The organism is Methanomassiliicoccales archaeon LGM-DZ1 (assembly GCA_030168595.1).
Taxonomy (GTDB): domain Archaea; phylum Thermoplasmatota; class Thermoplasmata; order Methanomassiliicoccales; family Methanomethylophilaceae; genus Methanomethylophilus.
In genome coordinates this window covers 1665083-1689635 of the sequence record CP115556.1, presented here as the reverse complement: position 1 = coordinate 1689635, position 24553 = coordinate 1665083, and the positions used below count along the sequence as shown (strand labels likewise).

The window sequence follows — 24553 nt, the reverse complement described above, 5'->3', positions numbered from 1 at the left end:
GCCGCTTGTTTCTCACTCCTTCACTCCTTCGTATATGTAAACCGCGCCGAAGTTCTTCTTGTGGGCCTTCACATCAGTGAACCCGGCCTTCCTGAACTTCTCCTCCATGATCTCGCCGTGAGGGAAGCCCTTGATGGAGTTGGCGAGCCAATCGTAGGCAGGCATCTTCCCGTCTATGGACTCCCCCTTGTCGTACTTCCTCCCGATCTTCTGGACGCGGTACTTCATGTATATATTGAAGAAATAGCGGATGACCCTGTTGTCCGGAGTGGCCATCTCGGCCACCACCGCCTTGCCCCCTTTCCTGAGGACGCGGTTCATCTCGCAGATCGCCTTCTGGACGTCGTTTACGTTCCTCAGCATGTACCCGCTGGTGACCAGGTCGAAGGTCTCATCGGGGTACTGCAGATTGAGGGCATCCCCTTCGACGAACTCCACCGGCCTCGGGAGATGCCTCTCCGGCATTTTGGACTCGGCGTACTTCAGCATCTCCGGGGTGATGTCCAGCCCGGTCACGTGCCCCTCCGGGCCGGCGTGCTCGGCGACCAGGAACGCTATTTCGCCCGTCCCGGTGCCGATGTCGATGCAGTTCTTCCCCGAGATGTCCCCGGCGAGCTTCATCATGTACCTGTGCCAGCTCTGGATCATCCTCAGGGACATTATCTCGTTCATCTCATCATAGTACGACGCGATCTCCGTGAACACATCTTTCACGTAGACCTCCTTGCCGTCGAACTGCGTTCCGTTGGGTTTGACTTCTTCCTCAGCCATTGTCTCTCACCTCATCCTCCGGTACCCCGCAGCCCGATCACAGCAGGAAGTACCCTATCAGGTATCCTGCGGTCAGGAGGACACCGAAATGCCAGTTGTGGCTGAACGCCATCGGGACCAGCAGCCTGCTGGGCCCCGCCTCGGTCGGCGCCAGCTTTGAATTGTCCAAGACCTTCTTCAGGTCCCACAGGGCCGCGAACGCAAGCGCGCAGGTCCACGGCACGGCGCCAGCTATGATTATCGCCGCCAGGATCACATAGGCGGCGCATCCCTCCGCCCTGTAGAGCATCATGCTGTGGGCGTAGGTCATGTGCCCGGAGAGGGTGCCGACGCCCGCCTTCCTGTCCTCCCAGTAGTCGCGCATCTCGTTGCCGCTCAGGACGGACGTGATCAGGAACGCGTTCGGAAGACCCAGCAGGAATGCCTCCCAGGTGACCGTGCCGGCCATGGCATAGTAGGTCCCGGTGTGCATGAGCAGACCCATGAGGATAAAGCAGCAGATCTGCCCCATCCCATGGTACTTGTAGGCCACTCCTACGGTGTACAGGCCGGCCCCGGCTATGCCGGCGATACCGAACCAGAGGATCCCCCATCCTATGTGCCAGATCAGCACCAGACCGATGGCGGCGGTGATTCCCAGGCAGGCCATCCCCGCCAAGAACACTTTCTTGGGGGAAAGAGCGCCCGTGACGAGCTCGGGGGAGCGGGTCTCGTTATCGACGGTGTCCGTCCCCTTGGCGAAATCGCCGTAGGTGTTGAGGATGTTGGACGCCGACTGCAGCAGGCATCCCCCGGCGAGCACCAGAAGGAAGATCCACCAGCAGAACTCCCCGTCGGCGTAGGCGACGGCGCCGCCGATGAGCACGGGCACCACCGCGCCGTGGAGGGTCCAGGACCGGAACACGTTGAACCATCCGGCCTTAACGGGCTTCACATCTGCCATGCGCACGGGATTGCCGAGGTGCTTAAAGTAGTCTTGCGTTATCGACTATCGATAAATAAAAGAACAGGGCCTGATATAACTGGCATATGAAGGGAGACCTCTCCACACTGAAGAAGGTGTGCCTGTACGGATCCAAGGTCATGTTCGCCGGCACTGCCGTCCTGTCGGCCATCATCGGTGCGCTGATGGTGCTGGGCGCCGGGTCGCTGTTCTCGGACGGCATGCGCGAATTCCTCGGAGGGTTCATCGGCTCCGATTTCACTGACGGAACGGACGCCGAGGCAGTGTCAGCATACCTGATAATGCTCCTGATCTTCGCGCTGGCGGTCATCACCGTGTTCACGACGTATCAGGTCATGGTCTCCATCTACACGGAGCACAGCCCCTTCACCGAGACCAACACCTCCAGGATCAAGATGGTCTCCAAAAGCTACCTCGTATGCGCCGTGGCGTTCCTGGTGCTGGAAGCGGCCGGCGGCAACGGCCTGGCCGTCATCTCCTTCATGTTCTTCGGATGCGTGCTCATCGCCGTCGTCCTCTACATGTTCGCTCTGATCATCCGCTACGGTTCCCTCCTGCAGGACGAATCGGACCATACCCTGTGAGGCGACGGCATGACGATAGTTCTCAGATTGGACAGGGTGATGGCCGACAGGAAGATCTCTCTCAACCAGCTGGCTAAGATGGTCGGCATCAGCAACGTGAACCTCTCCAACATAAAGACGGGGAAGATCTGCGCCATCAGGTTCTCGACGCTGAACGGGATCTGCAGGGCCCTGGACTGCCAGCCCGGCGACATCCTCGAGTACATCGAGGATGAGAAGCCCGAGTGATCATTAATTATTGATTATCGTTAATAATTTAATGATAATCAATATATTAATAGTGGCTCCGACTTCCTATTGCAATGAAAGTCATCCTGAAGCTCCTGTGCAGCACCGCCTTCATGATGGGGCTGGCCCTTGTCGTCTCGCTGATCACCAATTACGGCGGTTTCTTCCCCGGGGATGTCCTGACGTCCGACCGCCGCAGCAACATCACCATACTGGTGCTGGCTATCATGATGACGATCACGCTATCCAGGATCCCCTACAGGAACCTCAATCCCATCGAGCACCGCCGGTCGGTGGCCCGCGCCGTTCTGCTGGGGATCGTCCTCGCCAGCATCATCCCGCTGATCGCCTATTACATCCTCGACGGCACCGAGGCCTACGGCCGCTACGCCGAGGGGCTGGTGTTCATCGCCGCCGCGCCGTTCGCCGCCTCGGTGGGCCCGCTCTCCCTCATACTGAGGGGGGACCTGGAGCATGCCCTGCGCTCCACCATCATCGTCTACGTCGTCGACCTGGTGTGGATCCCCTTCATCATCTGGGTCACCCTGGGCGAGACCGTCGACATGTACAGCGTGGTGAAGACCGTCATCGAGATCATCGGCATCCCGCTGGTGGTCTCCCGCCTCTTCACGAGGGTGAAGGTCGGCAAGACCTCCATGGCGGTCTTCCTCAACTGCTGCATATTCTTCCTGGTCTGGCTCTCCGTCAGCTCCACCAACTTCCCGAAGGCGGCGGACGTGTTCATAGTGTTCATGCTCATCGCCTTCCTGCGCGATTTCGGGCTCGGGACGTTCACCGCCTATGCGGAGAAGAAGGCCCGCATACCCTGGGCCCAGCGCGTCCCGGACATCCTCATGATCTCCTACAAGAACAAGGGCATAGCCATTGCCCTGTGCGTCTCGGTCATGGAGGGGCCGGCCATCGGCGACGCCATGGTGGCCGTCGCCTGCTCGATCATCATCGAGGTCATCTGGGTGGCCTTCATGGACTCCGTCCTGTTCTCCAAGAAGAGGATGGAGAAGGAGCTCAGCGAAGAGAAGGCAGCGGGCGGGGCCGTCGCCTGACCCTGCCGTACTGGGTATAATCGAAGAAGTCGGTTATCCTGGGGACCTCGCGCCCCTTCAGGGGCACGACCTCGTCCTCCGGGCCGGGGCTCCCCGAGAGCATCTCGGCGGACGGGTCGTAGACCTTCCCCTCCCTCGTGGAGGGATCGGACGAGTTCGCGTAGCAGTACAGGCATCCGTGCGCGCAGGTGTTGTACTCCCCGATGTCAATGCTCTTGATGCACCTGCATCCATCGCGCAGCTTGGAATCCTCGTCCTCGAACGGGATCCCCAGGTGCGTCATCGTCCTCCTGTCGATGCATCCGAGATTGTCGATCCCGAACGCAGAAAGATCATATCTGGGACAGCAATAGCTCAGCCCGATCCCGTGCTTCTCTGCCGTCTTCGACATCATCGCCGCCATGGCGTCCATCTCGCCGGATGTGAGGGAGCGCAGGAGGTCCGAGTGCCCCGACAGCTTGCCGTACATGTCGAGGAAGCTGAATATGCAGCGGTCCGTGTATCCCTCCAGCTCCCCGCAGAGGGTCTCGAACTTCCTGCTGTGCCAGGCGAGCGAATGGCGCTCATTGATTATTATCGGGTCGTACCTCCACGCTATGCGGTCGGGGCCGAGCTTCTCCGATATCCTACGGAAGGCCTCGGTCACGGACGCCTTCGGAGGGACCCCGGGCTCCAGGTCCCTGCCGTAGCCGGTGACGGTCACCTGGAAGAGGCACATGTGGCCCATGCGCCCGATCTCGTCCAGGTATTGGAGCATCGGCGACGGGTCCTTGGTGATGAAGACCAGGGCGTCCACGTCCGCGCGGGCGAGGCTCACGCGGTACACCAGCTGACGGTACACAGGATTGCGGACGAGGCAGTACCCGGCGCGGAGCCTGTTCATCATCCACTCCGAGTGGAACGCAGAGATATCTGTGCGCCTGCTGGCGCTTATTATCATCGGGAACAAATCCGCCGAATGCGATAAATAATTTTCAACCCATAGCCGAAATCGATGGAGAACGAGCGCATAAAGACATTCGTCACGATAATCGGAAAGCTCAGCGTATGCGGTACCGAGGATGCTGTGACGGCGGTCTATCTTCCCAACGAGAACCTCCCCGCAATGCAGGAGGGCTCCTGGGAGGTCACCGAGGAGGCCGCCGCCGAGATAGGAGAATACCTGGCCGGCGGCAGGAAGAAGTTCGAAGTCCCCTATCTGCAGGAAGGGACCTCCTTCCGCCTCGATGTCTGGCACGCTCTCTCGGAGATACCCTACGGGAAGACCGTGACCTACACGGAGCTGGCCGCGGCAGCCGGGCACCCCAAGGCGGTCCGCGCCGCAGGTTCGGCGTGCGCGGAGAACAGGATACCCATAATCGTGCCGTGCCACCGCGTCGTGCCTTCGGCCGGCGGGGTCGGCAGCTACGTCGGCGGGTCCGAACTGAAATCCCGCCTGCTGGCCATCGAGAAGGAGCAGTCGTGAAGCAGGAGGAGGTCGATGCGTTCCTCGAAGCGAACGCCGACCCAGCCTACCGCACGTTCAACAGCAGGATCATCCCCGATGCCGGCAGGATGGCGGGGGTGCGCATGCCCCTGCTGCGGAAGTTCGCCGGGAAGATCATGAAAGGCGACTGGCGCTCGTTCCTGGAGCTCGAGCCGCATTACTATGAGCAGAAGGTCCTGAAGGCCCTGGTCATCGCGGAAGCCGAGATGAGCGGGCGGGAGAGGGTCCGTCTGACCGAGGAGTTCTCCCGGGAGATTGCAGACTGGGGGACCTGCGATACCCTCTGCGGCTCATGGAAGATCGATTCCGAATCTTCCGCGGAAATGCTCTGGGACATGTCGCTGAGGATGCTGAAGACGGGCAGAGAGTTCATGATGCGCGTCGGAGCGGTCATGATGCTGTTCCATTTCATCGATGATGAGCACATCGCGCAGATCATAGAGCAGATGCGCCGGATCTCCAGCCCCGGATACTACTGCAGCATGGGCGCCGGCTGGTGCCTATCGTTCTGCTACATCGCTTACCCGGAGATGACCGAGAAGGCGCTGGTCTCCGGATGCGCGGACCTGGAGGTGCTGAGGCTGGCCGTCAGGAAGATCCGCGAGTCGCACGCCGTCTCCACTGAGGACAAGACCCGCCTGAGAGAGGCGCTAGCACTGCAGCTGCAGACTCCGAGAAATACCCGCTGAACGCTGAAGGCCTGCCGGGATTCCGCAGCAGGGCCGGTCAGGGATCGGAGATCCTCACGATCTCCTGCATGATGAGCGCGGCGTTCTCCGCGCCTACGCGCGGCCCGTTCCTGGGGAGGAACATCCAATCGCGCTGCTGGCACTCTTCCTTGAGATCGGGGCTGGTGACGGCGATGACCCTGCCCTCGGGCAGGCAGTTGCTCGCCATGATCATCTCCATCATGTGCTTGGGCACGCAGACGATGACGCGGTCGAAGAGCTTGGAGGTGTAATCGATCTTGCCCAGGAAGTCCTTCTCCTTCTGCACCCTCTCGTAATCCTCGGGCTTCGACATGACCTCGGACACGGGGTACTTCATCACCGTGTAATCGGCCGGCACATATCCGAAATGGCTCGTGACGATCCCGAAGGACACCTCGCAGAGCTTGCTCCCGTCGCGCTTTTTGGCGAGGTCCAGCCTCGCGACCAGGTTCTTGACCTCCTGGGCGCGGCCTCCGAAGAGCTCGAAAGCGCTGCAGATCCCGTCCTTGAGCATCACGGTCGAATCGTTGGTGATCACGAGCACAAGGGTGGGAGCCTTCGGATACGCCTTCTCCTTCATTCAGACCTTCCCCCGGAAGCGGTAGGCTATGTTGCAGTTGCCCTCGGCGGACACCATGCAGGGGCCCATCGGCGAGGTCGGCTTGCAGGCCTTCCCGAACATGGGGCACTGCTCCGAGTCGATCAGCCCGCGGAGGACCTGGCCGCAGTTGCAGCCCTTGGGCTCCTCTTCCACCTGGGGGGTCTTGGCGAGGATGTCCTCCCAGACTTTGGTGGCATCGTATTTGGCGAACTTGGGCTTCAGGGCCATCCCGGACTTGGGGATGATGGGGAACCCGCGCCACTTGCGGTCGACCGGCATGAAGGTGTCGTCCATGATCTTGCGGGCCTTCACGTTGCCCTCGGGCTTCACCAGCCGGGTGTACTCGTTCTCGATCTCCGCCCTCCCCTCCTTCAGCTGGCGGCAGAGCATGTAGCAGGACATCAGCATGTCCAGGGGCTCGAACCCGCAGACCACCTGGGGGACGCCGTACTCGGTGGAGAAGTACTCGAACGCCTTGGTCCCGGTGACCACGGCGACATGGCCGGGCATGACCAGGCCGTCGATCTTCGATTCGCCCATGTTCAGTATGGTCTCGACGCAGGGCGCGGTGTAGCGGTGGCAGCTGTAGACCGTGAAGTTCTCCGGGACGTCCCCTTTCTGCAGGGGGACGCCGGTGGACGGCGCGGTGGTCTCGAACCCGACGCCGACGAAGACGAAGGGCTTCTTAGGCTCCTTCCTCGCCATGGCGACGGCGTCCTCGACGGAATAGACGATCCTCACGTCGCAGCCGTCCGCGCGGGCGTCGAACAGGGAACCGATGGTGGTCGGGACCCTCATCATGTCCCCGAAAGCGGTGACCGTGATGCCGTTCCTGGCCAGCGTGATGGCGTCGGCGATCTCCTGGCTGGTGGTCACGCACACCGGGCAGCCCGGCCCCTGGTGGACCTCCACCCCGGCCTCGTCCATCATGGACTTGAGGCCGAAGCGGACGATGGTGTCCTGGTGGGTCCCGCAGATGTGCATGAACCTGCCCTTCACGCCTAGCTCCTTCGTCTTCTCGACGATCTTCTTGGCCGTCGCTGCGTCCCTGTAATTGAACATCGGTTTTCCTCCTCTTCCAGATCGACATCGAGGCTCTTGATGCGGCAGGCCATGCCCTGCACGACCTCGACCCCGCCGCCGCAGACCGGGCAGCTCAGGACGGGGATGTTGTGCTCGTAGGTGTCCTCCCCCATGTCGATCTCCTTGCACGGTCCCTCGAACCCGCAGGCCGGGTCCTTGCACCTGACGACGATCTTCTCAGGCTCGAAGATTATCTTGGAGCCCTTCAGGATATTGTTCTCGGTGAGGACCCCCCAAGCGAACTCCATCTGCTCGTAGCCCAGCTCGGTGAGGTCGCCCACAACCATGGTCACCGAGTTGACCTTCTTGACCTTGTGCTTCCCCAGCTCCTCCAGGACGGCGTCGACGATGTTCGCGATGACTGTGGCCTCGTGCATTCTTATGCGGATGGCGGATTGGATTAAAAACGATAACGCACGCGCGTGCGCATCTGTCAGCGCCGCGGAGCCAGGACGATGCATGGCCGGGGCCGCGCTCCCGGCCCGTCACGGCCGCCTGCCGCCCTGTTTCCCCTGTCCGGAGCCGAACTCGCACAGGTCGCGGACCATGCACCTGTCGCAGTGCGGATGGTTCGGCAGGCAGACCACCTGGCCGTGGCGGACGAAGTACCTGTTGATATCCGCCCACCTCTCCTTCGGGGTGATCTCCATGAGGGCGTACTCGGTCTCCTCCGGCGTCTTGGTGTGCACCAGGCCCATCAGGTTGGAAATCCTGTGCACATGGGTGTCCACGCACACCGCCGGGATGCCCATGGCGTAGCTTTGGACGCAGGCGGCCGTCTTCCTCCCGACCATCGGCAGGGAGCACAGCTCCTCGGTGGATTCCGGCACCTTCCCGCCGTACCTGCTGCGGATCTCCCTGCAGCACTCCACGATCGCCTTCGACTTCTGGTTGGGGAACCCTGCGGGGCGGATGAGCGTCGCGACGTCGCCCGGGTCGGCGGAAGCAACATCATCGAGAGTGGGGTACTTCGAGAACAGGGCGTCGGAGGCCTTCCTCGTGTTGTCGTCCTTGGTCCTCTGGGACAGTATGGTGGCGATGAGCACGTGGAACGGGTCCGGGGGCCATTCAGGGTTGAGCCCTTCGGAGTTCCTCCCGGGATAGGCGCCCCCGGTGTAGACCTCGGCCATGCGGTCGAGGGCGGTCACAACTGCATTTTCCTGCATCTCAGGAACGCCTCCGCCATCCGGAACGAGCCGGTGATGAGGATCGGGACATCCTCCCCGGCGATCTCCTCCGCCCTCGCAACTGCCTCCGCCACAGTGGGCCTCATCTCGGCCGCCGGGAAGACCTTTTTGACAATGTGCCAGGTGTCCTCCGCAGGCCTTGCGCGGGGGCCCTCCGGCTGCGTCACCACGATGGCCGACGAGAACGATGCTATGTCGGCCGCGATGTCCGGGGCGTCTTTGTCCTTCAGGATCCCGAACACGGTGACGACCCTGCCGTAGATCTCCGACACATCCTTGGCAAGCCCGTCGGCGCCGGCGCGTGTGTGGGTGACGTCGATGATGTACCTGCCCCTGCGCTCCAGGCGGCAGGGCCAGCGGGCGGACGCCATGCCCTCCTGAACATGCTGCTCTATCTTCTCCCGGTATCCCGGCATGAGCTTCAGGGCCTCAAGTGCCAGACAGGCGTTCCGGGCCTCGTTCCTCCCCGGGATCGAGACAAAGCAATCCTTCCCTTCATAGGAGAACTCCGGCCCTTTCTCCGTGCTCTTGGTCACGCGGATCTTCTCCGGATCGACGGCCGTCAGGGGAGCGTGCATCTCCTCCGCCCTCTTCCTGATCACGCCGAGGGCAGGCTCCGGATTGATGGTGACGCAGGGCACGCCCTCCTTTATTATGCCGGCCTTCTCGAATGCTATCTTCTCTATGGTGTCCCCGAGGTACTCGGTGTGCTCCAGACTGATGTTGCTTATGACCGAGACCAGGGGAGTCACGACGTTGGTGGCGTCGAACCTTCCGCCCATGCCCACCTCGAACACGGCGATATCGACCTTCTCATCGCGGAAGTGCATCATCGCCATGGCCGTGGTGACCTCGAAGAACGTGCACTGCCGGCCGCTCTCCGCCATGTCGTCGCATTCGTGCTTCAGGCGGCCGCACAGGCGCGCCTCCTCGTCCTCAGAGATGGGCTCGCCGTTCACGGCGATCCTCTCCCGGAAATCCAGCACCTCCGGGGAGGTGTAGAGGCCGACGCGGAACCCGGACTTCTCCAGCACCGAGGCGATGATCTCGCATGTCGAGCCCTTGCCGTCCGATCCGGCCACGTGGATGCAGGGATAGGTCCTCTGCGGATTGCCGAGCTTCCTCAGCAGCTCCGTTATGTTCTCCAGGCCCAGCTTTATGCCGTGCATCTGCAGCCCGGCCAGCCACTTCAGGTCGAGCTCCTTCCTCTCCTCCGGAGTCATGAATCTCATCGCGCCGCCTCATCCGTCCAGGTCTTTCCTCAGCTGCGACACCAGCTGGCTGAACGTTATGCCGCGCTTCTTGCAGATGCGCCTGACGGCGTCCATGGTGCCGGACCCGTACTGGGCGGCCTTCTTGGGGCGGTCGGCCAGGAACGGCAGGCCGAGGTCGCGGGCGGCGGCGGAGAGGAGCATCTTTCTCTCCCCCTCGGCCGTCGGCAGTATCTCGCTGTCCGGGGCGCTTCTCATGAACGCCACCAGGTCCCTGTCGAGGTACGGGTACAGTATCTCCTTCCCGAACCCCTGCGCCATCCTCGCCTCGGCGGGGCGGGTCTCCCTGAAGAGCCTCCCCATGTCCGTGGCCATCTCCTCGCGCATGGCGGCGGCCCCTTTGCCGGCGTACTTGCTGTATCCGCCGAACTGCTCGTCGGACCCCTGCCCTCCGGCGACGAAACCCTCGCCGCATGACCTGAGGACGCAGAACAGGGGGAGCTCGAACGAGAGCATCATGGGGGAATCGCTGCCCGTCAGGCGCATGACCTCCCTCAGGATGTCCGGGATGTCGGATTCGCGGACGGCGATCTCCGAGAGCTCCGCGCCGATCTGCGGGGCGATCTCGCGGGCGGCCGCGATGTCATGCGACCCCTCGGTCCCGGCGGTGTACAGGCGGACGGAGGAGGCATGCCTGACCGCCAGGGCGGCGACGATGCCCGAGTCTATGCCTCCGGAGAAGGCCACGGCGACATCGCGGCCTTTGAAGAGCCTGGCGGCCGAAGCGTCCAGGAGTTCCGCAGTGCGTTTGGATAATTCGCTCATCGCCCAGGTAATCGGCCTGTCGCCTTTATAGTTGGTTATGCGCTTAGTGATACTCGATAAACATATTCGTATCCTGTTAGTATGCATAAATGCAACTTTTATTAAGCCGCATGAAGATGACGGAGCATGGAAGGTGTTACGCGCATAGGCGTTTCCCTGGAGCCGGACCTCCTGGCGGAGTTCGACAAAATCATCGCGAAGAAAGGATATGTCAGCAGGTCCGAGGCCATCCGCGACCTGGTGAGGGATTCCCTCGCTGAAACTGATTGGAAGAACGAGAATGAGCTCGTCTGCGGGGTCATCACCATGGTGTACAACCACGAGGTTACCGGCCTCACCGAGAAGCTCACCGAAATGGAGCACGGCGCGAACCAGAACATCTACACCACCATACACATGCACCTGAACCCCGAAATCTGCATGGAGATCATAGCCGTCGAGGGAAAGCTCGGTGACCTCAAGCGCCTGAGCGATGACATCGGGTCCATCAAAGGCGTGCAGAGGTGCAAGCTCACGATGGCCTCCAAGACCACCGGCCATATGCATTACGTTGGGCTCAGGAAAGACTGACCGGCCGGCGCATACCCTGCCGGGCCGGTCCGAGAGGCCGTCCGGGATTTTTCAATTGTACCCTATGACCGCCGTGGCCGTCGACGGGTCGTCCCCGACGCCGAGGACCTCCCTCACAATGCGGTCCGCCGGAGGAGATGGGTACATGGCCACCGGGTCGGAGGCGCCGTCGCCTCCGCCGATGACCGTGAGGTGCTGGGGGACGAGGACCACTTTTATCTCGCCTCCCATCGCCGTCGGGGACATCCAGAAGTCGTCCGACAGCCATACCAGGTCTTCCCTGCCTTCGTACCTCGGCCTCTCGGAGATGGGTATCTGCTGACCGACGATGTTCCCGTCTGGATCCTCCATCTGAACTGATACGTAGGGGATGGGGTCGAATTCGCCCCTGAAGACGGCGAAGATGTGGCTGCCCCTGTCCATGCATTCGGTCAGGGCGCGGTTGTCGAGGGGCATGCCGGACGACGTCTTGGACTCGGCCTCCTCGCCGAAGACCCGCTCGAGGTCCTCCCTGTCCGGGACAAGGCATTTGATCATGTTGGGCAGGGCGCGGAGCTCTGCGAGGACCGTTTCCTCGTTCATGAGGAGGGAATAGCGAAGTGCCTGTATTTTTCGGTGACCGGGAACAGGCCGATGACCGTGCTCACGAAACCTGAATCGGGGTCCCCGCCTGAGGCCTCCTTGAGGATATGGTCCGCGGTGAGCGCCGGCAGATAGGCGGTGCAGCGGAAACCGTCCTCCTCCAGGAAATCGACCTTCTGAGGCATGATCGATATCCGCGGCTCGCTCTTCAGCATCACATCGGGGTACATCACGAAATCGTCGTCCACCCACATCGGGTTCTCGTGCAGGTAGACCGGGTTCGACCTGCAGGCGTCATGCCCGCATACGTTCCCGTACTCGTCCTCCATCGCCATCCTGAACGGCCCCGGGTTGGTTATGAAGCCGTCCGAGAGCACGCAAATCTGCACCTCGGCATCGCGGCAGGCCTCCATCCCGCGGTTGACGTACAGCATGCCACCTGTCGCGCGTATCCTGCCTTCCTCGGCCTCGATGCGCAGCCTCAGGTCCATGGTCATGACGAACGCTTCCCTTACTCCCGGGAGGCGCCTGATCCGTTCTAATATGGATGTTACATCCATCCATAATGGGAACCATGATTCCGATTATAAAGCAAACTGTTGATGGATTCGGCAAATATGCTTCCGAGGTGCTCTGTTCCGCCATTGCTGGTTTTATTTTAAATTTATAATAATAATCGCACATCATAAATACGGACCCTTCTGTCGGGGGTCCGATGAAGAAGCTGATCATCACCGAGAAGGCAGACGCGGCACGCAGGATAGCCTCGATTCTCTCGGACGGCACCCAGAAATCCGCTTCGGCCGGAGGGGTCACTTCCCTGACCTTCACTGCCGGCGGCGACGACTACAATGTCGTGTCCCTCCGCGGGCACATCATGGAGCTCGACTACCCTGAGCAGTACTCCGATTGGAGGGCCACTTCCCCGGTGGACCTCGTCAGCGCGCCGCAGGTCAAGACCGTGCGCGTGAAATCCATCCTCAGCAAGATCGTCGAACTGTCCGCCGGAGCGGACGAGATAATCATCGCGACCGACTACGACCGCGAAGGAGAGCTCATCGGCATGGAGACCGTCAAGGCCGCCGGCGTCGACATGAGCAAGGTCAGGCGCGCCAAGTTCAGCGCCCTGACCAAGGGGGAGATCACGCAGGCGTTCTCGAACCTGGTGGACCCCGACGCCAAGCTCGCCGACGCGGCCGAGGCGAGGCAGATCGTCGACCTGTCCTGGGGAGCGGTCCTCACCCGCCTCATATCCCTCTCCGCAGGGCAGGTAGGGAAGAACTTCATGTCCGTCGGCCGCGTCCAGAGCCCGACGCTCAAGCTCCTCGTGGACAGGAACGAGGAGATCGAGAACTTCGTCCCCCAGCCCTACTGGGAGATCAACGGGCGCTTCGGCATGCTGGCCTTCAAGGGGCAGCATGAGAAGGGCAAGATCTTCGACAAGGACGAGGCCGACGCCATCTTCGCCAAGGCGAGCGCGGCCAAGGAGGCGACCGTCTCGAGCTACGAGAAAGGGCTCAAGGACGAGTACAGGCCCCCTCCGTTCGACACCACCATGATGCAGGTCGAGGCCAACAAGATCGGCATCCCGCCCTCTGCGGCCATGAAGCTCGCCGAGGACCTCTACACCGGCGGATACATATCCTATCCCCGTACCGAGAACACCGAGTATCCCAGGACCCTCGGCCTCAGGGGAGTCCTCGAGAGGCTGAAGGAATCGGACGACTTCAAGGAGGAAGCATCTGAGATCCTCGCGCAGGAGAAGATCTCCCCGTCCCGCGGCAAGAGGAGGACGACGGACCATCCGCCTATCTACCCGACAGCTGCTGCTTCCTCCAAGAAGATGAAAGGAGACAAGTGGAAGCTCTACGAACTAATCGTCAGGCGCTTCCTGGCGACCCTGGCCCCCAACGCGCAGGCTGAGGTCACGAAAGTGAAGCTCGACGTCGGAGGGGAACCCTTCGCGGCCGAGGGGTACGTTCAGAAGGAGAAGGGCTGGAAGAAGTACTACGGGAAGTACCTCAGGTCCGCCGAGTCCAGGGTCCCGGAGCTCGCCGTCGGCGACACCGTGGACGTCAGGGGGATCTCCAACGACGAGTCCCAGACCAAGCCCCCGTACAGGTACAACCAGGGTTCGCTCATCCAGGAGATGGACCGCCTGCAGCTCGGCACCAAGTCCACCCGCCACGACATCATCGGGAAGCTGTTCTCCAGGAACTACGTCCAGGGCAACTACCTGGTGCCGACCGCCTCCGGGATCGCCCTCACCAAGGCGCTGGAGCGCCACGGCGGAGGCATCACCGAGCCCGAGATGACCGCCAAGCTCGAGAGGGACATGATCTCCATCGCCAGCGGCGAGAGGGAGCTCGGGGACGTCGTCTCCGAGTCCCAGAACATGCTCCACGGGGTGGCGGTGAAGATCGAGTCCGAGTCCGAGGCCATCGGGGACGAGATAAAGGCCGCCCTGAAGAAGCAGCAGTTCGTCGGCATCTGCCCGTCCTGCGGCAACAGCATGACCGTCAAGAAGTCGAAGAACGGGAACTTCATAGGCTGCAACGGGTACCCCGAGTGCAAGAGGGCCTATCCGCTCCCCAAGGGCGCGATGATCCAGATGACCGATTCGGTCTGCCCGGTGTGCGGCCTGGCGCAGATCAAGGTGATAAGGAGGGGCATGCCCCCCTCCCTCCAGTGCATCGACCCGAAATGCCCCTCCAACACGGAGAAGAACAACCTGGGTCTCTGCCCCACCTGCAAGAAGGGCACCATAAGGATCACCTACTCCCGCGCCGGCAAGAGGTTCGCGGGATGCTCCGAGTGGCCGAACTGCACACAGACCTACCCGCTGAGGCCCAGGGGGACCATAACCCCCACCGGCGAGGCCTGCCCCGAGTGCGGAGCGCCCATCATCCAGATGGGGAACGTGAAAGAGTGCATCAACATGGACTGCCCCACCCGCAGGAAGAAGCGCGCCTCGTCCAAGGACAAGGATGAGAGCGAGGCCGCGGACGGCAAGGTGGGGAAGGTCATCACCGTCGTCCTCCCGGACAAGAAGAAGAGGGTCCGGAAGTCCCCCTCGGCGAAGGGCTCCGCGTCCGCCAAGAAGACCCAGGCGCGCAGGTCCAAGAAGTCCGAGAGCCCCGCGCTCGAGGACACCGGCGAAGAGTGACCGGCCCGGCGGCCGTCGGCCGCCCCCGGTCATCCGATTATGCTTCTCGCGAGCTCGAGCTCGGCAGGCGTGTTGACGTTCACCGCGAGCTCGCGCCAATCGGTCAGGAGGCAGTGCTCCCTGAGGTACCTGCCCTCGAGCGTGCCCTTCCTGTCCATCACCGAGAGGCCGGACACCACCCATTCCTTCCCGTCTATCTCCCTGGTGTACGACGGGGTTATGCCCATCCTGCGGACCAGGCCGGCATCCACCATCACGATCATGGACTCCATCTCCGGGCGGAAGGCCCTCAGGGCCTCCTCGACGGCGATGTCGGTTATCAGGGGCATGTCGGAAGGGCAGGTCATGACGTAATCCCCGTCAAGAACGCTGAAGGCGTCATGCAGGTCCATCATGAAGTCCTCGCCGGAGGTCCTGATGGTCTCTATCCCCATGCCGTTCAGGTAGCGTTCGGTCTCGGGAGTGTTGTGGCTCACCGACACCACCACGCGGGAGATGCCGTCCGCCGACAGCATGGCGCTCACCGCCCTCCACACCACCGGCGCGCCGCCGATGGGCTGCATGGGCTTCTCGATCCCCATCGGGCCCATGCGGGTGCCCTTGCCGCCGGCGTTGATGAGCGCTTCCATTCAGAACCACAGCCCGGCTATGATGCAGAAGGCCGTCAGCACGGCCGCGCGGCAGATCTCGTTCGATGCCCCGAGGATATCGCCGTTCACGAACCCGAAGACCCGGTTGGCGTTGCGCGCCATGATCCAGCCCGAGACGGACGATATGATAAGTGCCAGCACGGCGAAGTACGCGACCAGTTGGCCTTCTTTGTGCCATCCAAGGTTGCCTGCGATGATGATGTAGGCCAGCCACACGAGGATGAAAAGAACGGCCGAGAGGATCAGGGAACGCACAGCGGAGGATTTGTTCGTGAACCCCACCTGGCGGGAGGCCATGCCGTTCCCGGGCTCCCCCCAGGCCGCCGCGAACACCTGGGCGTTCTTGGTGGCGATCTCGGCGATCATAACGGCCGGGAAGATGAGCCAGTATATCGAGAGCCCGCAATAGCAGGCGAAGGATATCAGGCATACGGTTATGGCCGTCCCGATGCCTCCGGCGCCGACCAGGGTGTCCTTGAGGGCGCGTATGTGGTCCTCGCGCTTACCAGAAGAGACAACCATCCCGTCCCCGAAGTCGGTCAGCCCGTCGAAGTGCAGGAATTTGGAGAACAGGAACGGAGTGACGAGCACGAACACCGCCGCGACCGTCGAGGAGACCCCGCATTCGATGAGGAGCAGCACGATGAACCCGGCGACAAGGCCGTTGAGCAGGCCGATGACCGGCGCCAGCCAGAACCTGCGTTCCATGGATTCGAACTCCGTCTGCCCGACATCGAGGCGGATGATGGTGAAGAACGAGATCATCGCCTTCAGGGCGGCGGCGATGCCTCCCTTTCCTGATTCAGCACTGCCGTCGCTCATCGGAGAACCCCGTCATGTAACCGACGACCCCGCCCACCAGCCCGTAGGCGGCGACCTCGGCGTATTCTTTGATCATAGTGTCTTTGAGAGGGCGCATCCTCATCAGATCGATGGTGGAATCGCCTCCCCTGTCCTCAGATATCTTCCCTGCCAGGAATATCCCCCAGGTCCCGTCCGAGAGGACCTCTACCGGATAATCCGGGTCCTGCCCGCACAGGAGCCCCTTGTCGGATGCAGAGCCGGCCGACAGGATGCCCCATACCACGGCGCATATGTCCGGGTCCGAGGCCATGGCCTCCGCGGTCTCCTTGAACTTCCCGCGGACCCCTTCGTCGAGGCCGAGAGCGGAAGCGCAGTCCCAGAGCATCCCGGGGGTGACCTTGTGGCGCAGCAGCATCCTGAGGGCGCTCTCCGGCTCCGGCGATTCCCCGCGCTTGCGCAGACACTCCGCGACCGCCTTCCTGACCCCTCTGGCGACCGATATGCCGATGTCGGTGCCTGTGCCCGCGAAGCCGAACCTCCTCGGCGATACCGGGGAGATGACGGCCATCGCATCGGAGGTGGTGCCGGTCTCCCTGTACCCTATGTCGCGCATCGCGAGGGATTTGGCCTCCACGATCGGGATGAACAGGTTTGTCTTGCCGGCGGTATCTAGCGGCACCGATGAGACCGCCACGATGTTGATGGTTCCGGCGAGCCTCCTCGATATCTCCTCAGACCTGGCCTTCCTCTCCTCCCAGCGGTCCAGCTCCTGCCCGGCCTCCACCGCGTTGGTGGCGCCCGCCGTGGCGGCCACGAACGCGCTCGCATCGCCGAAGCTGTCCTCCGAGACGGAGAACACATGCTTCACCTCGGCCGCCGTCATGAACCCCACAGAGTCTTCGGGCAGGGAATGCCTGCGCCTGACGGCCTCCAGGTCGGCCAGGTAGTCCACGCTGTCGTAGTCGTGGGGGACCTGCATGATGAACACCGTATCGGTGAGGGCCTCCCCTCCGTTCATGGGGGCGCTGCTGAGCACCTCCATCTTCTCTGTGAGGCGGATGACGGCGGTGGCGTTCCCGCCGCCCTCGTCGATCACCTCGCAACCGCGCACATACTTCATTTCAGAACACTCCTAGCAGACCGAGGATGAAGTCCTCTGCGAAAACCTGTACATGCACTCCCAGCAGCGCCGACAGGGGGAACACCGCTATGACAGCGAAGAGCAGGGACGTGGCCTCTATCAGGCGGCAGCATCTGGATATATCGTCTACCGACGGAAGGGGGCCCTCGCCCATGACGTAGACCCCTTCCTTCTCGAACGAGATCCCCAGGGCGGCGGCAGCGGCCGTCATTGGCCATCCGCTGTTGGGGCTGGGCGTCTTCCTGTGCTCGCGGACGGCGGCCCTCACCGCAGACTTCCTGCCCTTTAGCCGCATGAGCCAGGCGGCCAGCTGCTCGAAGAACGGGGCGAGCCTGGAGGGGATGAACCCCAGGACGTCGTCGAGCCTCGCCGGGAAATGGCCCAGGACGTAGTATTTCTCGTTCACGTGGCCCCACATGGCGTCCATCATGTTGGAGCACCTGAAAGCGATGGCCCCGGGGAGCCCCAGGAGGCCGTAGTAGAAGAGGGGGGACACCACACTGTCCACGAGGTTCTCGGACACCGTCTCGCAGCACGACGAGGCGATGTGCGCCTCGTCCATGCCCCTGGTCCTGCGGTTGACCATCATCTGGGTCTTGTCGGCTGCATCGTCCAGGCGGCCCTCCCTGAGGTCGTCCTGTATCGGAGAGCAGAACCTCCTGAACGCGAAGAGCGCGAAGGTTACCTTGAGAAACAGCCCGGAGACGATGATCCACAGGACCTCCCCCAGGTCTCCCTCGATCCCGAAGATGCTGAACTCCATCACGCCCTCCAGGCCCCTGCGGAGGACTGCCGTGATAGTCAGCGCCGCGCCGCCGAAGATCAGGAGGATGACGACATATCCCAGGAACCCGTAGAGGACGCACATCTTGGACTTCCGGTCGTGTATCCTGCGGTCCATGGCGTCCAGCAGGTTCCCCATCCACCTCAGGGGATGGTACTTGTTCGGGACGTCGCCGATGTAGCGGTCGATCAGCAGCGCGGCGACAGCGATCAGTATACCGTCGGCCCACAGTTCCATTCAAAGGCCTTCCGTTTCCTTCATCACGGCTTCCGCCGCCTCGATGAAGCGGCCGTCGCGCTCGCTGTCCTTGGCGCAGTACCTCACGTATCCGGCGAACCTGCCGCCGAAGGAGGCGCAGTCCCTGATCATGATCCCATGGCGGAGCATCTTCTCCTGCAGGCCGCGGCCGTCGCGGGCGGCGGTCCCGACAGGCGCGAACCTGAAGAACGAGTCGGTATGCACGCACGGGAAGCCTATGCCGGACAGCTCGCGTTCCATGCGCTCGGACTCCCTGCGGAGCTCGCAGGCCGCCGACCTCACATAATCCAGCCTTCCCGCCAGATAGACGGCGGCCGCCTGCTCGGCGACGCCGAGGTTCCACGGGAGCTGGACCTTGGCCATCTGCTCCGCGATCTCGGGCGAGGATATGCAGAACCCGATCCTCAATCCGGGGACCGCGAAGCTCTTGGTATAGGAATCGGCGATGACGAGGTTATCGTACCTGCCGATGCGCGGGATCATGGTCCTCGTGCCGTCGGGGTCCGAGAGGGCGAGCAGGGTCTCGTCGAGGAACACCAGGGTGCCCAGGTCCGAAGCCTCTGAGATGATGCGCTCCAGCTTGGCCCTGTCCTCGATGACCCCGGTGGGGTTGTTGGGGTTGCAGATGTAGACCGCCTTATAGGGCTCCTCCCTGAGCCTGGCGGAGAGGGCCACCTCATCTATTCTGAAGCCGTTCTCCGGCTCCAGCTCCATGTAGGACACCTCGGCGCCCGCGATGCGGCACTGCTGGGCGTACTCGGCGAAGGACGGATGCATGAGAAGGACCCTGTCGCCTTTCGCGCAGAAGACGTTCGGGAAGTCCCTGATGATCTCCGAGGACCCGGCGCCCATGGAGATGCATTCGGCAGGGACGCCGTACGCCTCTGCGAGGGCGCGGCGGGGCTCGGCGTTCGAAGCGTCGGGATAGTGGCCCATCTGGGACATGGCGCCGACTATCGCATCAGCAAGTTCCGGGGGAGGACCGAACGGGTTCAGGTTCTGACTGTAGTCCTCCACGCCGGCATAGCGCCATCCCTGGCCCCCGTGAACGGTCGCGGGGAGGTCCGCTATCTCCTTCCTCGGCTCGAACCTCATCTTATCTGCCCGCATATAGGCGGGTACGATAATAATATGTCGGACATCCCATCCATTCGGCCCCGCCCGGTTTCCGCCGGAATGGAAATGTGCCAGCATCCGCAGGATGCGGAATCCGTCGGACAGAACGGCTTGGATTGAGCATCCCATAAGAACAATATTTAAATAAAGTGAAAAGGAAGGCGCAATCCGTCCATCGCTGCCCCGGGATCCGCCTTCCGATACCGATAATAGTCCGTTGGAGCATGTGCTGAGCATGACGATACTCTCCGACAGAGATATCCTGCACTGCATGAAGACCGGCCGCATCGGCATCTCCGATTACAGCGAGAAGAGCCTGACCCCCAACGGCTACGACCTCCGCGTCGCGGAGATCTCGGTCAACGGCAGCATCGTGAAGGAAGGGACCGTCAGGATCCCCCCGAAGACCATGTTCTTCGTATCCACCGTTGAGAGGGTTAAGATGGCCGACGATATCTGCGGCAACCTCTGGCTGAGGACCACCTGGATCAGGAAGGGCACGGTGGCCGCCTTCGGTATGGTCGATGCAGGGTTCGAAGGCACCCTGACCCTCGGATCCTACAACACCTCGGACAGCGAGCTCGAGATCCCCATCGGGGAGCGCTACTGCCAGCTGGTCTTCCAGACGATGAGCTCCCCTTCTGAGAAGAGCTACGAGAAGCGCTCGGGGCATTACCAGGGCCAGACCGGGGTCACGCTCACTCCGAAGAATCAGCAGCCTCAGGCATGATGTCGAAGACGTACACGCTCATGGTTGGCGAGTACGTCTTCAGCTCCTGAACGCGGACGATCCTCATCCCCAGGCCCTCGGAGGCCATCCGGGATACGAGGTCCCGCTCGAAATCCTCCAACGCGGAGCGCTCCATCACCCGGTGCATGTGGATCGTACCGGACGGCTTCGCGGCACGGAGAGCGGAGTCCAGGAACCGGTCGGCCATCTGCGGGAGGTTCATGATTATGCGGTCCGCCTTCGGCAGGCCCTTTATGACCTGCGTCGAGTCCCCGATGATGGCCTCCATGCAGGTTATCCCGTTCATGCGGATGTTCTCGCGCATGAACCTCTCGCATTCTGGGTTCAGGTCGATGGAATATATCTTCGCGGGATGCGCATGGCGCGCGATCACGGTGCCGAAAGGCGCCACTCCCGCGAACATGTCGATGATGACCTCGCCGTCCCTTACGAGCGAGGCGACCCTTGCCCTCTCGGTGGCCAGGCGGGGGTTGAAGTAGACCTTGGACGGGTCGGTCATCATCCTGGTGCCGTACTCGCGGTGGACCGTCTCGGAAGTGCCTTCGCCGGCGATCTTCTCGAGGTCGCGGATCCTGAACTCGCCCTTGACACCCCCGTCGAGGAACACCGCCCGGACCCCATGCTCAGTTTTGAGCAAGGCCTCGCCGATGCCCGCCTTGTAAGGAAGCAGTTCATCGGGAAGCTTCATAATCGCGATGTCGCCGACGACATCGAACGAGGACGGCAGGAGATCCCTGAGACCCTCGGGGACCCCGGAGAGGTTCCGGTAATCGGTCTCGCCGTGCTCCTGGACCTCGAGGTCGGCCTCCTCGGCCTCATAGCCGCCGAAGGAATCGGCCAGCACCGGGATGAGGATGAAGTCCCCGTCACGGCGGATCCTGTGGTCCAGGTCCAGGAGGCCCTGCTCCATAAGGGCCTCCCTCAGAGGCTCGGCGCCCTTCTTCGGGACACGAATGCACCTGGCCATCATTCATCGTCCTTGATGATCTCTTTGGGAGCTCCGGCGAAGTCCACCAGGGCCTCCGCTTCCATGAAGTGGAGCTCGCCCGGCAGGACGAGGGTCTGCAGGGGAGACCCGAGGTCCATCTTCAGGAGGTCCTTCGGGTAGCCGGCGGAAACCTTCTGGTCCGGCGCTCCCGCATGGGAGACCACGCAGAGGAGGGTCTTGTCGTCTATGAGTCCCTCACCCCACTTCTCCTCCCCGGCCAGGAGCCACTCGATGGCGTCCTTGGCGGTCATGTAGCGCAGCTCCTCGGCGCGGATGTCCAGGAGGATCATGGTGTGGAGACCGCGCTTCTTGTTCTCCATGATGTGGTCGTAGGGGGACTTGGGCTGCCACCCTTTCTCGAGGAACGGCAGGGTGACCGCCCTCCCGAACTTGTAGGGCTGGAGGCCGAAGCATGTAGGGCAGGCGCTGAAGATCGAGACCCCGTTGAACACCTTCACGGGGATGTTCTCGTACTTCGCCTGGATCATGAGGTCCACGTGGGTGGTCGCGAGCATCGTGTCGCCGGCGGTCACGAAGGCGGTCCTGCACTCTTTGGCGCTGTCGATGATCCTGTGGCCCTCCTCGACCTCGGAACGGTAGACGATCTCGATCTTCTTCCCCAGGGCCTTCTCGAGATCTTCCGCGGAGGCGCCGATGAGATTGGAGGTGTAGAACTCCGCGAATATCCTGTCGCATTCCTTCAGAGCGTTGAACGCCTTCACGGTCATGCCGTCCACGCCGCTCAGGCCGAGACCTACGAAATCGAGCTCGGGTGTCATAATCGTGACATGTAACTTTCACATCTATAAATAAAGGGAAGAAAGGGACGGCGGATGCAGGCCGGCACGGTCCGGACCGGGCCGTGCCTGGGTGCCCGGATACCGTCACATCCTCGGGCGCACGTATGCAACGGCCGCCACGGCGGCGGATATCAATGTCCCGGCGAAGACGGCGAGGATGGCGGCTGCGGACTCCGATGAATCCCCGTCCGCGGGCTCCCCGCCGCCCCATACGGCGTACAGGACCATGTCGGAGGTCGGGGTCACGAACTGGCCGTCGGTGTACACGACGGAGCCGTCGGCGGTGAGGGCCCACCCTTCGAAGGTGAATCCTTCGCGCTGGAAGGTGTTGGGCCTGAGGATACGCCCTACTCCTTCGGCGAAGCTCTGGTTGGCCATCTCGCCCTCTCCGCCGTTCGCGTTGAAGACGATGATGTAATCCGGCTCCGCCCATACCGCGTACAGGATGACGGTCTCGCCCTGCTGGGAAGCGACATCGGTCACCATTTCCTCGTCGGTGTACACGACTGAACCGTCGGCGGTGAGAGACCATCCGGCGAACACACCGTCGCTTTTGTCGAAAGCGCACGGTTTCAGAGGGGTGTTGATCCCGTAGAGGACGGTCTGGGCCTCCATGCTCCCGGTGCCGCCGTTGGCATCGAATGCCAGATAGTAGATGTTCCGAGTCCAGTCCGCGGAGACGCTTATGTCCTGCGCAGGCATGACGGCCGGTTTGCCGATCCAACCCACGAACCCGTACCCGGCACGGACAGGGGTCTCCAGGTCGGTCGCGTCACCGGCATGGAACTGCACCTCGTACGAGGAATCGTCGGTCAGGACCACGGTCATCGTGAACAGGTCCTGGTTCACGGTGATCCCCGAGCCCCATGAGGAGGTGTCCAGGACCGTGTTCACCCTGAGCCCCTCGGCCCCGCTGAACGCGTCGGAGTAGACGTTCAGCCTGGAGGAGAGGATATCGAGGCGCAGGCCCGAGGTGCCGCTGAAAGCTATGCTCCTTATCTCGGTGACCGATGCCGGGACGGTCACTTCGGTGAGGGACGTGCATCCCTCGAAGCATCTGACAGGGATCCTGGCAAGCGAGTCCCCCAGGTCGATGCCTGTCATGCTGGCACATCCAGAGAAGGCGCCGTTGCCGATGCTGCTGACAGAGGAGTTCAGGATTATCGAGACAGCGGATGCGCATTCTGCGAAGGAATAGCTCGGAACGGAGGCGAGCGTGCTTGCATCGATGGTCTTCAGCGATGCCGAGGACGGCATTCTGAACGCATACCCCTCGATGGAGTCCACGCCGGACGGGATGGCATAGGAGTCCGCATCCTTCCCCGCAGGGTAGGCGATCAGCGTTGTTCCGTCCGAATCGAACAGCACTCCGTCCGCGACAGTGAACGCTGAGCTGTCTGACTCAAAACCGGTCACGGACGAGCATCCTCCGAACGCCTGGCTGCCCAGCGCTGTAAGGGTGGACGGAAGCGTCACGGACGCTATGCCCGTGCATCCGTAGAACGCTCTGTCGCGGATATTGGCGACCCCGCCGCCCAGAGTCAGATCCGTTATCCCGGTGCATCCGTAGAACGCCTCCGCGCCCACGATTCTCACTGTACCAGGGACGAACACAGCGCTCAGGGAAACGCATCCGCTGAAGGCGTCGGGGCCGAGGTATTCCAGTCCCGACGGGAGCTGGGCATCCAACGCCGAGCATCCGCTGAACGACTCGCTGCCGATCTGAGTGACGGTCTCTGGGATACTGAATTCAAGGGCGGTGCATCCTCTGAACGCGGCATCGCTGATGATCGTGATGTTCCCCAGGCTCACGGACCTGAGGGAGGTGCATCCGTCGAAGCATTGGATCGGGACCAGGGCCACCGTCGACGGGAAGGTTACAGTTTCCAGGGCGGTGCAGTTCCTGAAGATCCCGGCCGGGAGGTACTGAACCTCGGATTCGATGGCCGCGCTCGTGACCGCGGAGGCCTTCTCTCCGAGGACCCCCTCGGCTATGGAGCTGACAGTGAAGGTATTCCCGCCGCATTCCGCCGTCGCTGGGAACGTGACGGCGCCGCCTTCCCCTATGTAGGTGGTTATCTCGGCGGTGCCGCTGTCCGTGTTGAGGGTATAGGTGAAATCCCCGATGTCACAGCTCGTTGCATCATCCGCATCCGCGGCCGGGGCGGCCAAGGCCGCCGCCAGCGCTGCCAATGCAATTACGGCCGCGATCGCATACCTCATCTTCTG

Annotated in this window: 27 protein-coding genes; 8 read left to right on the top strand and 19 right to left on the bottom strand. The window is 62.3% G+C overall.

Annotated features, from left to right (window positions below; translation table 11 throughout):
• Positions 1-12: 12 nt before the first annotated feature.
• Complete coding sequence (locus tag O8W32_08335; GenBank protein ID WII09169.1) at positions 13-771, bottom strand: ubiquinone/menaquinone biosynthesis methyltransferase; 759 nt, start codon at positions 769-771, stop codon at positions 13-15.
• A gap of 37 nt (positions 772-808) precedes the next feature.
• The gene (gene menA / locus O8W32_08330) at positions 809-1714 is read right to left on the bottom strand and encodes a 1,4-dihydroxy-2-naphthoate octaprenyltransferase (protein WII09168.1); all 906 of its coding nucleotides are present in this window, start codon (positions 1712-1714) and stop codon (positions 809-811) included.
• Between the two features lie 86 nt (positions 1715-1800).
• Here menA and O8W32_08325 point away from each other — a divergent pair, with 86 nt between their 5' ends.
• From O8W32_08325 to O8W32_08315, 3 genes are all read left to right on the top strand, one after another.
• Positions 1801-2319, top strand: coding sequence for a hypothetical protein (locus O8W32_08325; GenBank protein ID WII09167.1), 519 nt, complete (start codon positions 1801-1803; stop codon positions 2317-2319).
• A 9-nt stretch (positions 2320-2328) separates the two neighbouring features.
• Positions 2329-2547, top strand: a complete 219-nt coding sequence (locus O8W32_08320) for a helix-turn-helix transcriptional regulator (protein WII09166.1) — start codon at positions 2329-2331, stop codon at positions 2545-2547.
• Positions 2548-2621: 74 nt separating this feature from the next.
• Positions 2622-3611: a Na+-dependent transporter gene (locus O8W32_08315; protein ID WII09165.1), complete on the top strand. Its 990-nt coding sequence runs from the start codon at positions 2622-2624 to the stop codon at positions 3609-3611.
• Here the strand turns inward: O8W32_08315 and O8W32_08310 are convergent.
• Entirely contained in the window at positions 3574-4551 is a 978-nt protein-coding gene (locus O8W32_08310) for a DUF1848 domain-containing protein (protein ID WII09164.1), read from the bottom strand. The two genes, O8W32_08315 and O8W32_08310, sit on opposite strands and share 38 nt — an antisense overlap.
• 54 nt (positions 4552-4605) lie before the next feature.
• Here O8W32_08310 and O8W32_08305 point away from each other — a divergent pair, with 54 nt between their 5' ends.
• Positions 4606-5076 (top strand): methylated-DNA--[protein]-cysteine S-methyltransferase, encoded by a 471-nt coding sequence (locus O8W32_08305; protein WII09163.1) that lies wholly within the window; start codon positions 4606-4608, stop codon positions 5074-5076.
• Positions 5073-5786: a DNA alkylation repair protein gene (locus tag O8W32_08300; GenBank protein WII09162.1), complete on the top strand. Its 714-nt coding sequence runs from the start codon at positions 5073-5075 to the stop codon at positions 5784-5786. Before O8W32_08305 ends, O8W32_08300 begins: the two co-directional genes overlap by 4 nt.
• A gap of 37 nt (positions 5787-5823) precedes the next feature.
• Here O8W32_08300 and O8W32_08295 read toward each other — a convergent pair whose 3' ends face one another.
• From O8W32_08295 to O8W32_08270, 6 genes are all read right to left on the bottom strand, one after another.
• Complete coding sequence (locus O8W32_08295) at positions 5824-6387, bottom strand: hypothetical protein (protein ID WII09161.1); 564 nt, start codon at positions 6385-6387, stop codon at positions 5824-5826.
• Positions 6388-7470 carry a hydrogenase formation protein HypD gene (gene hypD / locus O8W32_08290; GenBank protein ID WII09160.1) on the bottom strand — a complete coding sequence of 361 codons (1083 nt, stop codon included), beginning with the start codon at positions 7468-7470 and terminating at the stop codon, positions 6388-6390. It abuts the gene before it with no gap.
• Positions 7410-7868: a hydrogenase maturation nickel metallochaperone HypA gene (locus O8W32_08285; protein ID WII09159.1), complete on the bottom strand. Its 459-nt coding sequence runs from the start codon at positions 7866-7868 to the stop codon at positions 7410-7412. The genes hypD and O8W32_08285 overlap by 61 nt, the downstream gene beginning before the upstream one ends.
• Before the next feature lie 108 nt (positions 7869-7976).
• Entirely contained in the window at positions 7977-8657 is a 681-nt protein-coding gene (locus tag O8W32_08280; protein ID WII09158.1) for an endonuclease III, read from the bottom strand.
• Positions 8636-9910 (bottom strand): bifunctional folylpolyglutamate synthase/dihydrofolate synthase, encoded by a 1275-nt coding sequence (locus O8W32_08275; GenBank protein ID WII09157.1) that lies wholly within the window; start codon positions 9908-9910, stop codon positions 8636-8638. Before O8W32_08275 ends, O8W32_08280 begins: the two co-directional genes overlap by 22 nt.
• A gap of 9 nt (positions 9911-9919) precedes the next feature.
• Complete coding sequence (locus O8W32_08270) at positions 9920-10714, bottom strand: asparagine synthase C-terminal domain-containing protein (protein WII09156.1); 795 nt, start codon at positions 10712-10714, stop codon at positions 9920-9922.
• A 126-nt stretch (positions 10715-10840) separates the two neighbouring features.
• Between O8W32_08270 and nikR the strand changes: the two genes are divergently transcribed.
• Entirely contained in the window at positions 10841-11284 is a 444-nt protein-coding gene (gene nikR / locus O8W32_08265; GenBank protein WII09155.1) for a nickel-responsive transcriptional regulator NikR, read from the top strand.
• A 51-nt stretch (positions 11285-11335) separates the two neighbouring features.
• On the opposite strand, the gene O8W32_08260 is transcribed toward nikR, so the two are convergent.
• Together O8W32_08260 and O8W32_08255 are read right to left on the bottom strand one after the other, a co-directional pair.
• Entirely contained in the window at positions 11336-11866 is a 531-nt protein-coding gene (locus tag O8W32_08260) for a hypothetical protein (GenBank protein WII09154.1), read from the bottom strand.
• The gene (locus O8W32_08255; GenBank protein ID WII09153.1) at positions 11863-12426 is read right to left on the bottom strand and encodes a hypothetical protein; all 564 of its coding nucleotides are present in this window, start codon (positions 12424-12426) and stop codon (positions 11863-11865) included. Before O8W32_08255 ends, O8W32_08260 begins: the two co-directional genes overlap by 4 nt.
• Positions 12427-12581: 155 nt before the next feature.
• Between O8W32_08255 and O8W32_08250 the strand changes: the two genes are divergently transcribed.
• Positions 12582-15032: a DNA topoisomerase I gene (locus tag O8W32_08250; GenBank protein ID WII09152.1), complete on the top strand. Its 2451-nt coding sequence runs from the start codon at positions 12582-12584 to the stop codon at positions 15030-15032.
• Between the two features lie 29 nt (positions 15033-15061).
• On the opposite strand, the gene O8W32_08245 is transcribed toward O8W32_08250, so the two are convergent.
• The 5 genes from O8W32_08245 to O8W32_08225 are packed head-to-tail and all read right to left on the bottom strand — an operon-like array spanning position 15062 to position 19764.
• Positions 15062-15661: an NTP transferase domain-containing protein gene (locus O8W32_08245; protein WII09151.1), complete on the bottom strand. Its 600-nt coding sequence runs from the start codon at positions 15659-15661 to the stop codon at positions 15062-15064.
• Positions 15662-16504, bottom strand: coding sequence for an adenosylcobinamide-GDP ribazoletransferase (gene cobS, locus O8W32_08240; GenBank protein WII09150.1), 843 nt, complete (start codon positions 16502-16504; stop codon positions 15662-15664).
• A complete protein-coding gene (gene cbiS / locus O8W32_08235) occupies positions 16485-17606 on the bottom strand; it encodes a bifunctional adenosylcobinamide hydrolase/alpha-ribazole phosphatase CbiS (GenBank protein WII09149.1) in 1122 nt (373 codons plus the stop codon). The genes cobS and cbiS overlap by 20 nt, the downstream gene beginning before the upstream one ends.
• 1 nt (position 17607) lies before the next feature.
• Positions 17608-18648 (bottom strand): adenosylcobinamide-phosphate synthase CbiB, encoded by a 1041-nt coding sequence (gene cbiB / locus O8W32_08230; GenBank protein WII09148.1) that lies wholly within the window; start codon positions 18646-18648, stop codon positions 17608-17610.
• Positions 18649-19764: a histidinol-phosphate transaminase gene (locus O8W32_08225; GenBank protein ID WII09147.1), complete on the bottom strand. Its 1116-nt coding sequence runs from the start codon at positions 19762-19764 to the stop codon at positions 18649-18651.
• A gap of 256 nt (positions 19765-20020) precedes the next feature.
• On the opposite strand from O8W32_08225, the gene dcd reads away from it, so the two are divergent.
• Positions 20021-20515, top strand: a complete 495-nt coding sequence (gene dcd, locus O8W32_08220) for a dCTP deaminase (GenBank protein ID WII09146.1) — start codon at positions 20021-20023, stop codon at positions 20513-20515.
• Here dcd and O8W32_08215 read toward each other — a convergent pair.
• The 3 genes from O8W32_08215 to O8W32_08205 all read right to left on the bottom strand — a co-directional run bounded on the left by O8W32_08215 (position 20484) and on the right by O8W32_08205 (position 24547).
• The gene (locus O8W32_08215) at positions 20484-21503 is read right to left on the bottom strand and encodes a class I SAM-dependent methyltransferase family protein (protein ID WII09145.1); all 1020 of its coding nucleotides are present in this window, start codon (positions 21501-21503) and stop codon (positions 20484-20486) included. The two genes, dcd and O8W32_08215, sit on opposite strands and share 32 nt — an antisense overlap.
• Positions 21503-22303: a diphthine synthase gene (gene dph5 / locus O8W32_08210; GenBank protein WII09144.1), complete on the bottom strand. Its 801-nt coding sequence runs from the start codon at positions 22301-22303 to the stop codon at positions 21503-21505. The genes O8W32_08215 and dph5 overlap by 1 nt, the downstream gene beginning before the upstream one ends.
• 105 nt (positions 22304-22408) lie before the next feature.
• Positions 22409-24547, bottom strand: a complete 2139-nt coding sequence (locus O8W32_08205) for a leucine-rich repeat protein (GenBank protein WII09143.1) — start codon at positions 24545-24547, stop codon at positions 22409-22411.
• Positions 24548-24553 lie beyond the last annotated feature (6 nt).

Bases quoted from the DNA above. Each gene is read 5' to 3' on its own strand.
- O8W32_08335 (WII09169.1), bottom strand. From the start codon at position 771: ATGGCTGAGGAAGAAGTCAAACCCAACGGAACGCAGTTCGACGGCAAG.
- menA (WII09168.1), bottom strand. From the start codon at position 1,714: ATGGCAGATGTGAAGCCCGTTAAGGCCGGATGGTTCAACGTGTTCCGG.
- O8W32_08325 (WII09167.1), top strand. From the start codon at position 1,801: ATGAAGGGAGACCTCTCCACACTGAAGAAGGTGTGCCTGTACGGATCC.
- O8W32_08320 (WII09166.1), top strand. From the start codon at position 2,329: ATGACGATAGTTCTCAGATTGGACAGGGTGATGGCCGACAGGAAGATC.
- O8W32_08315 (WII09165.1), top strand. From the start codon at position 2,622: ATGAAAGTCATCCTGAAGCTCCTGTGCAGCACCGCCTTCATGATGGGG.
- O8W32_08310 (WII09164.1), bottom strand. From the start codon at position 4,551: ATGATAATAAGCGCCAGCAGGCGCACAGATATCTCTGCGTTCCACTCG.
- O8W32_08305 (WII09163.1), top strand. From the start codon at position 4,606: ATGGAGAACGAGCGCATAAAGACATTCGTCACGATAATCGGAAAGCTC.
- O8W32_08295 (WII09161.1), bottom strand. From the start codon at position 6,387: ATGAAGGAGAAGGCGTATCCGAAGGCTCCCACCCTTGTGCTCGTGATC.
- hypD (WII09160.1), bottom strand. From the start codon at position 7,470: ATGTTCAATTACAGGGACGCAGCGACGGCCAAGAAGATCGTCGAGAAG.
- O8W32_08285 (WII09159.1), bottom strand. From the start codon at position 7,868: ATGCACGAGGCCACAGTCATCGCGAACATCGTCGACGCCGTCCTGGAG.
- O8W32_08280 (WII09158.1), bottom strand. From the start codon at position 8,657: ATGCAGGAAAATGCAGTTGTGACCGCCCTCGACCGCATGGCCGAGGTC.
- O8W32_08275 (WII09157.1), bottom strand. From the start codon at position 9,910: ATGAGATTCATGACTCCGGAGGAGAGGAAGGAGCTCGACCTGAAGTGG.
- O8W32_08270 (WII09156.1), bottom strand. From the start codon at position 10,714: ATGAGCGAATTATCCAAACGCACTGCGGAACTCCTGGACGCTTCGGCC.
- nikR (WII09155.1), top strand. From the start codon at position 10,841: ATGGAAGGTGTTACGCGCATAGGCGTTTCCCTGGAGCCGGACCTCCTG.
- O8W32_08260 (WII09154.1), bottom strand. From the start codon at position 11,866: ATGAACGAGGAAACGGTCCTCGCAGAGCTCCGCGCCCTGCCCAACATG.
- O8W32_08255 (WII09153.1), bottom strand. From the start codon at position 12,426: ATGGATGTAACATCCATATTAGAACGGATCAGGCGCCTCCCGGGAGTA.
- O8W32_08250 (WII09152.1), top strand. From the start codon at position 12,582: ATGAAGAAGCTGATCATCACCGAGAAGGCAGACGCGGCACGCAGGATA.
- O8W32_08245 (WII09151.1), bottom strand. From the start codon at position 15,661: ATGGAAGCGCTCATCAACGCCGGCGGCAAGGGCACCCGCATGGGCCCG.
- cobS (WII09150.1), bottom strand. From the start codon at position 16,504: ATGAGCGACGGCAGTGCTGAATCAGGAAAGGGAGGCATCGCCGCCGCC.
- cbiS (WII09149.1), bottom strand. From the start codon at position 17,606: ATGAAGTATGTGCGCGGTTGCGAGGTGATCGACGAGGGCGGCGGGAAC.
- cbiB (WII09148.1), bottom strand. From the start codon at position 18,648: ATGGAACTGTGGGCCGACGGTATACTGATCGCTGTCGCCGCGCTGCTG.
- O8W32_08225 (WII09147.1), bottom strand. From the start codon at position 19,764: ATGAGGTTCGAGCCGAGGAAGGAGATAGCGGACCTCCCCGCGACCGTT.
- dcd (WII09146.1), top strand. From the start codon at position 20,021: ATGACGATACTCTCCGACAGAGATATCCTGCACTGCATGAAGACCGGC.
- O8W32_08215 (WII09145.1), bottom strand. From the start codon at position 21,503: ATGGCCAGGTGCATTCGTGTCCCGAAGAAGGGCGCCGAGCCTCTGAGG.
- dph5 (WII09144.1), bottom strand. From the start codon at position 22,303: ATGACACCCGAGCTCGATTTCGTAGGTCTCGGCCTGAGCGGCGTGGAC.
- O8W32_08205 (WII09143.1), bottom strand. From the start codon at position 24,547: ATGAGGTATGCGATCGCGGCCGTAATTGCATTGGCAGCGCTGGCGGCG.